Annotated in this window: 11 protein-coding genes and 1 tRNA gene; 4 read left to right on the forward strand and 8 right to left on the reverse strand. The window is 62.2% G+C overall.

Features of this window, described 5'->3' with window-relative positions:
* Positions 1 to 25: 25 nt before the first annotated feature.
* Positions 26 to 1,033, reverse strand: a complete 1,008-nt coding sequence (gene trxA / locus ACYG9V_RS04075) for a thioredoxin (protein WP_023672124.1) — start codon at positions 1,031 to 1,033, stop codon at positions 26 to 28.
* A gap of 80 nt (positions 1,034 to 1,113) precedes the next feature.
* On the reverse strand, positions 1,114 to 1,611 hold the full coding sequence (locus ACYG9V_RS04080) for a prolyl-tRNA synthetase associated domain-containing protein (protein WP_023672125.1): 498 nt from the start codon (positions 1,609 to 1,611) through the stop codon (positions 1,114 to 1,116).
* 216 nt (positions 1,612 to 1,827) lie between these two features.
* Here ACYG9V_RS04080 and ACYG9V_RS04085 point away from each other — a divergent pair.
* From ACYG9V_RS04085 to ACYG9V_RS04095, 3 genes are all read left to right on the forward strand, one after another.
* Positions 1,828 to 1,902, forward strand: a tRNA-Gly gene (locus ACYG9V_RS04085).
* A 128-nt stretch (positions 1,903 to 2,030) separates the two neighbouring features.
* Positions 2,031 to 4,253: an SAM-dependent methyltransferase gene (locus ACYG9V_RS04090; RefSeq protein WP_352765787.1), complete on the forward strand. Its 2,223-nt coding sequence runs from the start codon at positions 2,031 to 2,033 to the stop codon at positions 4,251 to 4,253.
* A gap of 149 nt (positions 4,254 to 4,402) precedes the next feature.
* Entirely contained in the window at positions 4,403 to 6,166 is a 1,764-nt protein-coding gene (locus ACYG9V_RS04095; protein WP_023692887.1) for an adenylate/guanylate cyclase domain-containing protein, read from the forward strand.
* 20 nt (positions 6,167 to 6,186) lie between these two features.
* Here the strand turns inward: ACYG9V_RS04095 and ACYG9V_RS04100 are convergent, their stop codons facing one another.
* The 3 genes from ACYG9V_RS04100 to ACYG9V_RS04110 all read right to left on the reverse strand — a co-directional run bounded on the left by ACYG9V_RS04100 (position 6,187) and on the right by ACYG9V_RS04110 (position 9,035).
* Positions 6,187 to 7,560, reverse strand: a complete 1,374-nt coding sequence (locus ACYG9V_RS04100) for a hypothetical protein (RefSeq protein WP_352765788.1) — start codon at positions 7,558 to 7,560, stop codon at positions 6,187 to 6,189.
* Positions 7,560 to 8,078: a GNAT family N-acetyltransferase gene (locus ACYG9V_RS04105; RefSeq protein WP_023698122.1), complete on the reverse strand. Its 519-nt coding sequence runs from the start codon at positions 8,076 to 8,078 to the stop codon at positions 7,560 to 7,562. Before ACYG9V_RS04105 ends, ACYG9V_RS04100 begins: the two co-directional genes overlap by 1 nt.
* 135 nt (positions 8,079 to 8,213) lie before the next feature.
* Positions 8,214 to 9,035, reverse strand: a complete 822-nt coding sequence (locus tag ACYG9V_RS04110; protein ID WP_352765789.1) for a hypothetical protein — start codon at positions 9,033 to 9,035, stop codon at positions 8,214 to 8,216.
* Positions 9,036 to 9,336: 301 nt separating this feature from the next.
* Here ACYG9V_RS04110 and ACYG9V_RS04115 point away from each other — a divergent pair, with 301 nt between their 5' ends.
* Positions 9,337 to 10,752, forward strand: a complete 1,416-nt coding sequence (locus tag ACYG9V_RS04115) for an adenylate/guanylate cyclase domain-containing protein (RefSeq protein WP_023685078.1) — start codon at positions 9,337 to 9,339, stop codon at positions 10,750 to 10,752.
* A gap of 15 nt (positions 10,753 to 10,767) precedes the next feature.
* Here the strand turns inward: ACYG9V_RS04115 and ACYG9V_RS04120 are convergent, their stop codons facing one another.
* The 3 genes from ACYG9V_RS04120 to ACYG9V_RS04130 all read right to left on the reverse strand — a co-directional run bounded on the left by ACYG9V_RS04120 (position 10,768) and on the right by ACYG9V_RS04130 (position 13,571).
* A complete protein-coding gene (locus tag ACYG9V_RS04120; protein WP_023672134.1) occupies positions 10,768 to 11,247 on the reverse strand; it encodes a class I SAM-dependent methyltransferase in 480 nt (159 codons plus the stop codon).
* A gap of 147 nt (positions 11,248 to 11,394) precedes the next feature.
* Positions 11,395 to 12,576: an ABC transporter permease gene (locus ACYG9V_RS04125; protein ID WP_023702557.1), complete on the reverse strand. Its 1,182-nt coding sequence runs from the start codon at positions 12,574 to 12,576 to the stop codon at positions 11,395 to 11,397.
* Complete coding sequence (locus ACYG9V_RS04130; protein ID WP_023672136.1) at positions 12,573 to 13,571, reverse strand: ABC transporter permease; 999 nt, start codon at positions 13,569 to 13,571, stop codon at positions 12,573 to 12,575. The genes ACYG9V_RS04125 and ACYG9V_RS04130 overlap by 4 nt, the downstream gene beginning before the upstream one ends.
* Position 13,572: the final 1 nt, after the last annotated feature.

Consider the following 13,572-nt stretch of genomic DNA (forward strand, 5'->3'; position numbering starts at 1 on the left):
CCCGGCAATTTGGCCGGCAAACGGCTCAGGAAAACAGCAGCGACGACAATTTGCGCCGTGCCGCCAGCGTCGCCTCGTCGGTCATGCCCCAGGCCTCGAACAGTTTCAGCAGCTGCGCCCTGGCGCCGTCCTCGTTCCACGTCCGGTCGGCTTTTATAATCGCCAGAAGATTGTCGGCCGCCGCATGGCGCTCGCCCTTGGCGTTCTGGATCATGGCGAGGTCGAAACGCGCCTGGTGGTCGCCGGGATTGGCGGCCAGTCGCTGCTCGAATTCAGCTGGATTGCCAAGTGCTGCCGCTTCCGCAGCCAGCGTCATCTTGGCACGCAGCGCGGCAAGTGCCGGCGCATTTTTCTTGGCCTCCGGCGCCGTTGCCAGCAGCGCCTCGGCGCCGTCGCTGTCGCCGGCCTCGAACAGAAGCTCGCCCAGCCCGGCAATCGCCTCGATCGTCTCCGGCGCTTGCGCCAGGATGGCGTCGTAAATGTCGGCTGCGGTCTGCGCATCGCCCGCCGCATGCGCTTCCGCCGCCGCGGCCAGTGCTTCGGCCACCGGCGGCGCACCATTGCCCTTGCCGCCGACCTTGGTGATGAACTCGGCGATCTGGCTCTCGGGGATGGCGCCCATGAAGCCGTCGACAGGCTGGCCGTCCTTGAAGGCGATGACCGCCGGGATCGATTGGATGCCGAGCTGGCCGGCGATCGAGGGATGATCGTCAATGTTCATTTTGACCAGCTTGACCTTGCCGCCGGCGGCCTTGACCGCCTTTTCCAGAAGCGGCGTGAGCTGCTTGCAGGGCCCGCACCACGGCGCCCAGAAATCGACCAGTACCGGCTGTTTGCGCGATTCCTGGATGACGTCGGCGGCGAAAGTGGCGGTCGTGGTGTCCTTGATCAGCTCGCCAGCGGCAGGTGCTGCGCCGGGTGTCGGGCCAAGTGCCGACTTGGCCGGCTCGGCGCCGCCATATTGCACGGACGTGGTGTACTGGCCAGAATTGCCGCCGAATTGGCCGCCAAACGGATTGTTGTTGTCGCTCATGTCGTCGCCCTTCCGATCGCGCCCAGCGGAGCAGCGCGACGTCCTTAACTAGAGGTCAGTTTTCGCCATCCATGTGGCGATCAAGCCGAGACTTTCAAGATAGCAGCATCATGTCCGGTTGCCTCGACGAATCTGATGAGGTCGGCGGACGCGATCGACGTCGTCGCCTCATTGGTCAGCGGATGCGCGTTGACTGTCGCATGTGCTATCAAATCCTGGTCGAGCACCACTTTGACCCGTCTTTCGGTGTCGTTGATCAGCCCGAACACGGTGACCGCGCCCGGAATGACACCGAGCAGCTCCATCAGCATCTCCGGCTTGCCGAACGACACCCGGCCGGCGGCGCCGATCATCGTGTGGATCTGCTTCAGGTCGACGACCGCCTCCTCGCCGACGCTGACCAGGAAGAAATTGTCCTTCTTGTCCTTGAGAAACAGATTTTTCGTGTGCCCGCCCGGTATCTCGCCGCGCAGCGACTGCGAATCGGCCACCGTATAGAGCGGCGGATGGCGCACGGTCGACACTGATATGCCGAGATCGGCAAGAAAGGCGAAAAGCTCGGCTTCGGTCTTCGGCATTGGTGGTCTTCCCCTGTATCGGCGCGCGGCAAAGCCGTTTACGGCCAATGATGCCGCCGAGACAAGACCGTCATGCGGGAAGTCGATGAACCACCCGCGTGGCCGACAAGGTTCCGCCAAGCGATTTGGCGCGGCTAAAAAGCCCGTCATTTCCCTGTTGCAATCGCCGCGCTCTTCAGCCATATAGGCCCGGCTTGCGGCCAAAGGGCCGTGTGAGCGGGTGTAGCTCAGGGGTAGAGCACAACCTTGCCAAGGTTGGGGTCGAGCGTTCGAATCGCTTCACCCGCTCCAGTTTCCTCTAGGGGAATCAAGCGATGAAGAGGCGCCTTTCGGGGCGCCTTTTGCTTTTTCCAGACCGGCGATGTAAGCGCGTTGCGGGACACTTGTTCTCCCTCAAAACCAGGCGCGGGTAGTACGGCGTGGCGAATAATCCCTTGGTTTCCAGTTCGGCGAACGGCGGCACCGCATCCGAAGCGCTTGCTTGGCTGGCGTTGCGGAACGCCGCGTCCGAATGCGGCTCAGGCTCGCGCTCGATCGACCCGCAGCCCCTGCGCGCGCTCCCGGCGGGACGCAAGTGGGCGCATGAGATTGCCAAGGTAATCTTCGATGGCCTCATGGCAGGAAGCCTGTCGGTGCCGGCGCAATTGGCTGCCGGATGGGCGAGGTTCGGCAGCGCAACCACCGCGTTGATCATCGAACTCGGCAAGATCTGGGACAATCCCGCAGCAGCTCGCCGCGTCCAGTACCAGCTTGAGCAAATGCTTCTCGAACCCGACGATCTTGCCACGCCGCGCAGGCTGGCGCGAACGCTCGGAATTCGCGTCGACGCTCGCAATCCGACCGCGACCGAACTGCCGGAAGGCATCGATCAGATCTATGCCCATCTGATGCTGGATGGCCGGATCGAGGCTGTAGTGCAGTTCGGTGCACTCGGGACGGTGACAAGCGATCATTGGATTGAATTGATCCTGGATGTAGTGCCTGCTGAGCGGCTTGCGGGAGGATCGCCTGCACCGCAAAAGGGCGCCGGCGCGACCACGTCAAACACGCCTGCAGCCGAGGCATCGTTTGCCATGGCGGGAAGCGAGCCCGATCCGGACAGCCACTTCGGCAAACTCGCGCAATTGGCCGCACAGGCGCATGACCTGGTTCGGTCGAGCGCTGAACCGTCAGAGCCTGTTGCGCCGCGCCGCGCACGGGTCGCGGACAAGCACGACAAGGATCGCACGGCGTTCTGGAACAGCTATTTCGCGACCGAGGATCCGTGGAACTACGGTTCGTCCTATGAGCAGGAAAAATACGAGCGCCAGCTCGAAATCCTGCCTCCCGGTCCCATCGGGCGGGCGCTCGAGTTGGCCTGCGCGGAGGGCCACTTCACGCGGCAGCTGGCGCCTCGCGTCGGCCATTTGACCGCAACCGACATTTCCGCCATAGCCGTCGGGCGAGCCCGCGCCCGATGCAACGATCAGCCGAATGTCGAGTTCGGCGTACTCGATTTCGCTGCCGACACGCTGCCGGGTGAGATGGATCTGATCGTCTGTTCGGAAGTACTCTACTACCTCGATGATCTCGCCGAGCTACGGCGCATCGCCAGGAAATTCGCCGAGGCGTTGGCGCCTGGCGGCAGCTTCATCAGCGCACACGCATTCGTGTTGCGTGACAATGTCGAAAAGACGGGCTTCGACTGGAATACATTCGGTGCCCAGGCGATCTCCGAGATGCTAGCAGCGACCGAAGGCCTCGTCTTCGAGCAATCGATCCAGACCGAGCTCTACCGCATAGACCGCTTCCGCCGCCTATCGCCGGGCGATGTGGCGACGGACCCGGTGATCGATCATGTGCCGATCCGCGCGCCCATCGAAATCGGCGTCGCGCGAAATATCGTCTGGGGTGGGGCGCGAGCCTTGCGCCGCGACGTCGCACGTAACGAGCAGCGCCGGCATATCCCTGTCCTCATGTATCACGGCGTTGCCGATGAAGGTCCGGCCGCGCTCGCTCGCTTTCGGCTCACGCCCGCCGCATTCGCCAGCCAGATGGGATGGCTGCGCGCCAATGGCTTTCACGCCATTGGCTCCGAGCAGCTGGAAGCATCCATCGCCAACCGTCAGCCTTTCGTCGGCCGCCCGGTGCTCATCACCTTCGATGACGGCTTCCAGAACTTCGCCGACCGTGCCTGGCCGATCTTGCGCGCCAACGACCTGACCGCGGAAGTGTTCCTGGTGACGGACCTGGTGGGCGAAAGTGCAAAGTGGGACACCGACATCGGTCCGCCGACGCCGCTTATGGGCGCCGGGACGGTGCGACGCCTCGCTGCCGAAGGCGCCTTCTTCGGCAGCCACATGGCGACGCATCGCGCCATAGATGGTCTGTCGAGCGCTGACCTGGCCGCCGAGCTCCTGCGCTCTCGTCTGTTCATCGAACGCTGGACCGGCCGGCCAACCAGGGCGTTCGCGGCCCCCTTCTCCGTCACCGACCGACGGCTTGGCCGGCTGGCTAGGGAGTGCGGCTATCGAGTAGGCTTCGGCCGCAGGCACGGGCCGGCGGACCTCCATAGCGATCTCATCGACCTTCCGCGCATCGAGATTCGCGGCGACCGCTCGCTCGATGACTTTATTGCCACTGTCGAGGCCGTGCTCGGATAGACGCCGAACTGGTCGGTGCGGCAGCGCAAATGGGCATCCGCGTGGGCTGGTGTCAGAGCGCTGCCGGTAGCGTGGCTGCGTGGCCGTGATTTGCGAAAATTCCCTCGTCCCGCCGTCTTCCTGCTATGATGGAGATGAGGAGGCGACCCATGAGCGAGAACCGTAAGCTGGCCGCAATCCTGGCTGCAGATGTGGTCGGATACAGCCGGCTCGCGAGCGCGGACGAAGATCGTACCTTGGCGCGGTTGCGGGCACTGCGCAGCGACCTGATCGATCCGATCATTGCAGTGCACCACGGGCGGGTTATCAAGCGTACCGGAGATGGGGCACTGGTTGAGTTTCGCAGTGTGGTCGATGCCGTGCGCTGCGCCGTTGAGATTCAAAACGGTATGGTTGAGCGCAATGCCGGCGTACCGCAGGAGCGCCGCATCGAGTTCAGGATAGGCATCCATCTGGGCGACGTGGTCGAAGAGAGCGATGGCGACCTGATGGGTGACGGCGTCAACATCGCCTCGCGTCTGGAGGGCGTTGCGGCGCCCGGCGCCATCTGCCTGTCCGAGGATGCCTATCGCCAGGTCAAGGCCAGGCTTGACCTCTCGGTCAGCGATCTCGGCAGCACACAGCTCAAGAACATCGCCGAGCCGATCCGGGTTTATTCGCTGCAAGTCGGCGCCGGGGCCAAGGTGGCCGCGACCTCGCAAACCCCGACGAGCCCTCCGGCTGCGGCAGCGCCGCCGAAACTGTCGATCGCCGTGCTGCCGTTCGCCAATATGAGCGGTGATGCCGAACAGGACTACTTCGCCGACGGCATCTCCGAAGACATCATCACGGCGCTGTCCAAACTGTCACAGCTCTTCGTCATCGCTCGCAATTCGTCGTTCATCTTCAAGGGCCAGAACGTCCATGTGCAGGATGTCGGCACGAAGCTCGGCGTGCGCTATGTCCTTGAAGGAAGCGTACGCAAGTCGGGGAACAAGGTACGCATCACCGCGCAGCTCATCGATGCAATCTCAGACGGCCATCTTTGGGCGGAGCGGTTCGATCGCGATCTGACCGACATATTCGCCGTGCAGGATGACGTGACGCAGCACATCGTCGGTGCGCTGGCGCTCAATCTGACCGAGGATGACCGTCTGCGGCTGGCGCCCGAACACCAGCGCAACCCGGAGGCGTATGACTGTTTCCTGCGGGGCCGAGAGCTGTGGCACCGGCTGACGAAGGACACGAACGTCGCGGCCCGCGAGCTCTTGCAGCGGGCCATCGAACTGGACCCGAAATTTGCCTCTGCCCACGCTTTCCTAGCCCTCACGTACGGGCTCGATTACCTCAACAGGTGGGGTGCGTCGGACTCGATGGCGCAAGCGGAAGAGGCAGCAACGCGAGCGGTAACGCTGGATGACAGCGATCCCTGGGCGCACTGGGCGCTGGCATCGGCCAAGCTTTACACACGACGGCACGATGAGGCCATCGGCGAGGTGGAGCGCGCGATAGCCCTCAATCCGAACTTCGCCGAAGCGCACGTCGCCCGCGGCGAGGCGCTGTATTATTCGGGTAGACCCGCGGAGGCGCTAGAGAGTTTCGCCCGGGGAAAGACCTTGAATCCATACTTCCCGGATGTGCTTCTGCACTTCCAGGCTTTGGCATCGTTTCAACTGGGAAGGTACGAAGAGGCGGTCGATCTCTTGCTGCAACGGCTGGCTCGCAACGCTGTCACCGACCTCTCGCGCGCGCTTCTGGCCGCCACCTACGGCCATCTGGGCCGTCTGGAGGAGGCCCATACGGCATGGCAGGACCTGCTTCGCGTCAATCCCGCCTATTCGCTGGAACACCGTCGCAAGGTCTTGCCTTACAAGAACCCTGCCGATTTCGAACTCATGGTCGAGGGGCTCCGCAAGGCCGGTGTGGTGCAATGACGGGCTAAAGCCCGGCCGGGTCAGAGGCCTGAGGCCCGGCCGATCTTGCGCCATCGGGCGTTTTCGCGAACCGGTTTCAGGTCATCGGTCGTCTCGGCAAATGTCCGCAACCGGTATTGCCGCAGCAGGTCCGGGAACAGCGCCCCTTCCGGCAGTCCGGCAAGCTGCTCGCGGACCGAGATTTGTTCATCGATGACCCGCATGCCCCAGGCATTTTCCCGAACCTGCAGCTCGGCGGCCAGATCGCGCTCTTCTGGCGCGTTTTCATCAAGCGCAGCCAGCAGGATCGAGTGAAAAAGCGCGACATAGCCAATCTGTCTCAGGCCGCCCACAACCCGCACGCGCGGCAATATGGCAAGGGCAAGGAACATCAGGAACAAGTCCGGCAAAAGCATGCCGTCCAGCAGTGCCTGCTGGAGATGCGGCCGCTCGAACGGGATGGAAAGACCATGCGGCCTGTCAGGCTCGATCAGCCGCCCGTTCTCGAGGACGAGCTTGCGCACGCGCTGCTCGCGGATGCCCCAGAAATAGGCCGTGGCATTGGGCAGGAACCTGCCAAATGGGCCCGATGCGGCTTCTTGCAAGGCATGGTCGAGACGCCGGCGCCTTGCGGGCTCGAGGAGCAGCCTGGAAAGAAGACTGCCTTCATCTTCCAGATGCCGCGCCACGACAGTCGCGGCCAGCCTATCATCGATGAAAACCGGCCGGGCCATGCCGGAACGATCCCAATCGGCGACCAGATGCTCGTTGAGTTCTGTCAGCGCATCGGCGGCTGTTGCAAATACCTTGTCCTGGCTGGCAAGCAGCGTGCCGAGCCAGCTTCTGGCATCCGTCTCAGTGCCCACCGTTTCGAGCGCGCGCCCGTTGAGGGCGACGGGACCGGCCGCGCAGGCGCTTTTGCGGCACAGTTTGTGGCGGCCCATGCCAAACAAATTGACCTTGTCGTCGCCGACATCCAGCCATCCCGGCCCCTCCCGGCCGGTTGTCTCCATGGTCATGGTCGTTCCCATGAAGCCGAAAAAAGCCGACAGCCCGTTTTCGACCGCGCCGAGCCAGGCAAGCAGCAGGGCATCGAAGGTGATGCGATCCATCAGAAGCAGGCAGTGCAGGCCGGACTGGATAACCGGTCTGTGGTCGAATTCGTCGAGGGCCTTGCCGGTCGCTTCAGGCTGCATGATCGCACCGAGGCGCTGCTGCAGGACGTCGCGCAGGATCGAGCGGGCAGCAATCGACGGGGCCGATCCAGGCCTTGCCACCGGCCGCCACAGATGGCGGGCATAATCGGAAACCGGTGCATTCCAGTTCTGCTCGATGTCTCGCACGACCTCCGGGCAGAGCAGCGACAGCACGGCCAAAATGTCCACCGGAGGGGCAAGGGCAGGGACGGTGGTCATCAGAACCGCAGCCGGGCCATGCTCAGGAGGTCGTGGTATTGCCCGTCGGTAAAACCGGCCTTCACATGCCGGCCTTCGACCTCGAAGCCGTGGCTTGTGTAGAGACGGATGGCCGGTTCGTTGTCGGCATAGACGCTCAATTCGACCCGCTTCAGGGCGCGCCAATTGTCGGCCACGTCAAGCAGCGCGCCAAGGATGGCAGAGCCGATGCCTCTGCCGACAAAGCCATCGTCAAGGCCGATATTGATCTCGCCGATATGCGAGCGGCGCGGCGAACCCTGCGCGACCAGGCTGCCATGGCCGACAACCTTGCCGTCCAGCTCGGCAACGATCCAGGTGGTTTCCGGGCCGGACTTGGCGATGCGCCGCTCCACCTGCTCCACCATCTCGAACGGCATCCTGAGCGTGCCCCAGCGGAACCCCGGCATATTGAAGATAGCGCACAGCGCCTCGGCATCGCTTGGCCGGACGGCCCGGAGCTGCGGCTGGATTTTCTCTAGGGGTGGCGTGCTGGTCATGGCTTTTCCGGCTACAGCAATTCCAGGAAAAGTGTGAGCGGTTTTCCGTCCGGAATTGCGTCAGAACAAAGGACAGAGGCAATATGCCCGCACGATGCACCGGACGTCACCTGAAAATCCAGCCGTCTCTGCGACCTATGCCGATTGCGCGGCAAAATGCCGGGGGGCGGCGCAGAGTTTGAGGATACCGCTGATGCCGATCCAGCCGAAAAGGGCAAGCCAGCACAATGTCCCGGCCGCCGTCCAGTCGATCCGGTGCACGGCAGCATCGGTGATGACGAGGCCAAGGACGGCAAGCAGGCCAACCAGAAACTGCGCCAGGCCGAGCACCAGCAGTTCCTCACGCGGCGCACTTCTCCAGACGAGATAGGTGCCGCCTGCACCCGCGAGGAAGATGGCGCTGTAGACCTGGGCGTGAAAAGCATCGATCGGCCATGGCCAGAAGCCACCGAATGTAAGGGGAAACAGCAACAGGCCGACGCCGTAGACCCCGAGGATCGTCATTTCCACCGGTAGGTAGGCGCGCCATGCGGGGTTCAAGATCACGCCTTTTGCAGAAGGGCGGGCCCTTGCCCGCCACAGGAACAGCCCGGATACCGCGGCTGACGCAAGATAGACCAGAAACCAGAGCCAGGGGGCTTTGCGCTCGAAGTTGAAATAGCCGAGATTGATGAACGAAGCCGCCGACACGATGACGGTGAAGATGAAGGCCATGACCAGCACGAGCCTGCCGGGCGACCAGCGATTCCAGACCAGCAACGCCGCCATCACTGCCATTTCGGCGGTGTAGAAGCCGCCGAGGAAGCGGGCATTGAACGGCGTGACGGCCCAGGGCCAGCGCGGCTTGACCAGCGCAGGCGCGAAAAACAGGCCGGCCCCGACGATCAGGACGATGATGACCCCCGCCGAGAAAAGGCGAAGGGCCGCCGGAAATGGCGGGTTGTCGCGTGTCGGCATGGAGAAAACCCCAGAGATGAATGCCCCATGGGCTATCATAGTTTGGAATTCAACAAATGGAAATTGACCTGTCACCAGGCTTGTCCATTCGAATGGCCGTACGGTCCATTTCGCAGTATGATGGAGCGTTCGGGTCGAAGATCGGTCCGGCCAACACGCCTAGAGCCGGATGATTTCAGGTCTGTCCGACCTGAAATCTGAATCCGCCTCTGAATCAGGAAATAGAGCATGATGTCGTCCGAAAACCGCTTCACACTTTTCGGCATCATGCCCTAACGGCGCAATTTCCGGAGCCTGCACGATGACCGAAGCTCAGGATCTGTTCTCGCTTCTGCGGCAATCGACCGATGTCGATCCGCAGGCAATCGACGCAATCCGGCAAACCATCGCCGAGGGCAAGGACCGCGAACTTTGCCGCATCAATGCGCTGGCCTTCGCCAGCAAGCATGGCCTCGACGAGGAACGCACCATAAGCGCCTTTCTCCATGCGGCGCGGGTGGGCATCTTCGACATTTCCTGGAATGTTCTGTGCCCCGGCTGTGGCGGCGTGCTCGACACCAACGCCACGCTGAAAACCATGCAGAAGGACGAATACACCTGCGCGCTGTGCTCCCAGGGCTATTCGCCGACACTCGACGAGATGGTCGAGGTGACATTCACCGTCAGTCCCCGTGTGCGCAGGATTGCCGCCCACAATCCACACGAACTGCCGTTGGTGGAATATTACCGCCAGATCTACTGGGCGTCCGGGGCCGATCTGCCGGACGAGGATCTGGCGGAAAAGATGGAAGCGTTCTCGCTGGAAGATATCGAGCTTGCGCCCGGTGAAAAGGCGGTTCTGCACATCCAGCTTCCGCCCCAATTTATCATCGTCTTCGAGCCGGTCACGCATTCGGCCCAGTTCATCGACGCGAAGGGCGAACCGGCAAAAGAGCGGCGAAACCTCTCTCTGGCCTTCGACCGCGACCATGTCCAGAGCCAGACGCTGGAGATGCAGCCCGGCCCATTGCGCATTTCGCTGGAAAACAGGACCGACACGCGCGTGCTGCCGACGGTCTTCATCGCCTGCCCGGTATTGCATGATTTCCTGGGCAAGCGCCGGCCCTTCGTGACCGCCAAGCGCCTGCTCACCAACCAGACGTTCCGGGATCTCTATCGCACGGATACGCTCGACATCAACCAGCGCCTGAAGATCACCAGCCTGACCTTCCTGTTCACCGATCTGCGCGGATCGACCGAGCTTTACGAGCGGGTGGGCGATCTTTCAGCCTTCGATCTCGTGCGCGAGCATTTCCAGGTTCTGCACGAGATCGTCGCGGCGGAGGCAGGCGCGGTTGTGAAGACGATCGGCGATGCGGTGATGGCGACCTTCGCGACGCCTGACCGTGCGATTGCCGCGGCGCTGCGGATGCGCGACGCCATGCGGGCGCTCAATGACAAAAGCGGGCGCGAGGACCTTCTGCTCAAGATCGGTGTTCATGCCGGCCCCTGCATAGCCGTGTCCATGAACGAGCGGCAGGATTATTTCGGCCAGACGGTCAACATTGCTTCGCGGGTCCAGAACCTCGCCAACGCACAGGCGATCTTCGCCACGCGTGCGGTGGTCGACGATAATCTCACCGCCGATCTGTTGCACAGGAACGCGCTGACGCCCGTGCCGCACGAGGTCTCGCTGCGCGGCATCGAGCGGGAGATTGCGGTTTATACGATCCCCTGAAGAGTTCTCTACCGCTCACACGCGCTTGCAGAGGAAATAACGGTCGGCGGGCTCCGAAGTGGGCGCCGGGAGGTGTTGCAGCAGCGGGTGATCGAGCGGCGTGCCACTGACCGCGAAGCCGCCGACGCGAAGCAGGCTCGCAATCAGATCGGGAAGCCAGGTAGCGGTCACTGCATCGCGATCGTCATAGCCGGTGCCAATGTCGGCATGAACAAGGGCGGCTTCGATGCCAATGAACTTGCGGCCCGTCTCGCGTATTTCGCCGAGCACGAGGTTTTCAGCTTCGGGAATTGAGCTAGTGTGCGCGCCAACTTCGCGGTCGAACACCACGATCCGGCGCCCGGGCAGAAGCTCGCGCAGATGGTGGAATGTCCGGCCATTGCCGAGGCCGAGCTCAAGCACAAGCCCCTCCATCTTCGCCACCTCGGGGCAGATTCGATTGAGAATGTCGCGCTGCGCGGTCATCCTGCTGATGAAATTATCGAGGCGACTCATATGCGATTGTGTGTCCTGAACCAGCAGCCCCGATCGAGGCTTGCTGCATATAAAGGCGAACGACGAACCCTGCAATAACGCAACCGGCCGCCGACAAGCGTCATACCGGGTGGAGTGTTCGGCAGGCCTCGCGGTGGAACAGCGATATCACTTGTAGGGGTCTGCGGCGTCCCGCAAGCCGTCGCCGAGGAAGTTGAACGCCATGATAACGAGGATGACCGGCAGCATCGGCAAAAGCAGCCATGGATAGAACGCGATCACGCTGACGCTGCGCGCCTCGGTGAGCAGGATGCCCCAGCTGGTTATCGGCGCCCTCAGGCCGAGCCCGAGGAAGCTCAGCGCCGTTTCGCCCAGGATCATGCCAGGGATGGAGAGCGTCGCCGTCGCGATCAGATGCGACATGAAGCCGGGAATGAGATGCCGCCTGATGATGCGGCTGCTTCCGGCGCCCATCAATTGCGCCGCCAGAACGTAATCCTCCTCGCGCAAGGCCAGAAGCTTTGAACGCACGGCGCGCGCCAGTCCGGTCCAGTCGAGCAGCCCGAGGATGACGGTGATGCCGAAATAGATCAGGATCGGACTCCACGTTATCGGCATGATCGCCGCCAGGGCCAGCCATAGCGGAATGCTGGGAATCGATTGCAGGACTTCGATTATCCGTTGGACGATCAAGTCGAAGATACCGCCGTGATAGCCGGCCAGTCCGCCGATGACGATGCCGAGCAGGAAGCTGAAACTGATGCCGACGAGGCCGATAGTCAGTGAAATGCGTGCGCCATAGATCATGCGCGAGAGCACGTCGCGCCCCAGCCTGTCGGTGCCGGCCAGAAACAGCTGCCCGTTTTCGGCAGGACAGACAAAATGCCTGTCACCTTCGATCAGGCCCCAGAACCGATAAGTGTCGCCCTGGCAGAAGAAACGGAGCCGCTGAACGTCGTCGTGGTTCTCGATGTAGTTCCGCTTGAGCGTGTCCATATCCAGCGTCATCTGGCGGCCATAGACGAACGGCCCGACGAACTCGCCATTGTGGAACAGGTGCACGTGCTGCGGCGGCGCATAGATGTAGTCCATGTTGCGCGAGTGCAGATTGTAGGGCGCCAGGAACTCGCAGATAAGTATCCCGGAATACAGCACTGCCAGGAATATGCCGGATATAAGCGCAAGCCGGTGTTTGCGGAATTTCCACCACATCAGCCGCAACTGCGATGCCTGAAAGACCTTCGATTGCTCCGGCGTCATCGCCTCGACCGACTGCAGGTCGAAGGGCGCGCCGGAAATGTAGTGTTGCAGTGGAGCACCCGGAGCGGGCAGCGGCGAGTCCTGCTTCATTTGGTGCTGCCACCCTGCAAACGAATTCGTGGATCAAGCAGCGCCAGCGCCAGGTCGGAAATCAGCACGCCGATGACCGTAAGGAAGGCGAGGAACATCAGGAATGACCCAGCCAGATACATATCCTGGCTTTGCAGCGCCTTGATCAGCATCGGCCCGGTCGTTTCCAATGACAGAACGATAGCCGTGATTTCGGCGCCGGAAATGATGGCAGGCAGGATCGAGCCGATGTCGGAAATGAAGAAATTGAGCGCCATGCGCAGCGGATATTTGACCAGCGCCTTGAACGGATGCAGGCCCTTGGCGCGCGCCGTAACGACATATTGCTTGTGCAGTTCGTCGAGCAGATTGGCGCGCAGCCGCCGGATCATGCTCGCCGTGCCGCCGGTGCCGATGATCAGGACCGGGATCCAGAGATGGGCGAGGATCGACTTCGCCTTGGCCCAGCTCATCGGCTCGCCGAGATATTGCTGGTCCATGAGGTGGCCGATGGACGTGCCGAACCAGATGTTGGCGAAATACATCAGGATCAGCGCCAGCATGAAATTCGGAATGGCAAGGCCGAGAAGGCCGAAGAAAGTCAGGCCGTAGTCGCCCCAGCTGTATTGATGCGTGGCGGAGTACATGCCGATCGGAAAGGCGATGAGCCAGGTGAAGATGATCGTGACGAAGGAAACCAGCACGGTCAGCCACATTCGGTCGCCGACGACGTCGCGAACCGGCAGCTCATATTCGAAGGAATAGCCGAAATCGCCGTGCAGCATCCCGCCCACCCAGTAGAAGTAGCGAATGACCGGCGGCTGGTCGAAACCATATTCCTTGCGCATCATCTGGATGCGGTCGGAATCCACCGCTTCGCCCTGGGCCCGAAGCTCAGCGACATAGCTGTCGAAATAGTCGCCCGGTGGAAGTTCGATGATGGTGAACACCAGCGCCGATATGACCAGCAGCGTTGGAACCATCACGGCGATGCGCCAGACAAGATATCGAAGCACG

This window comes from Mesorhizobium sp. W016 (assembly GCF_054719485.1).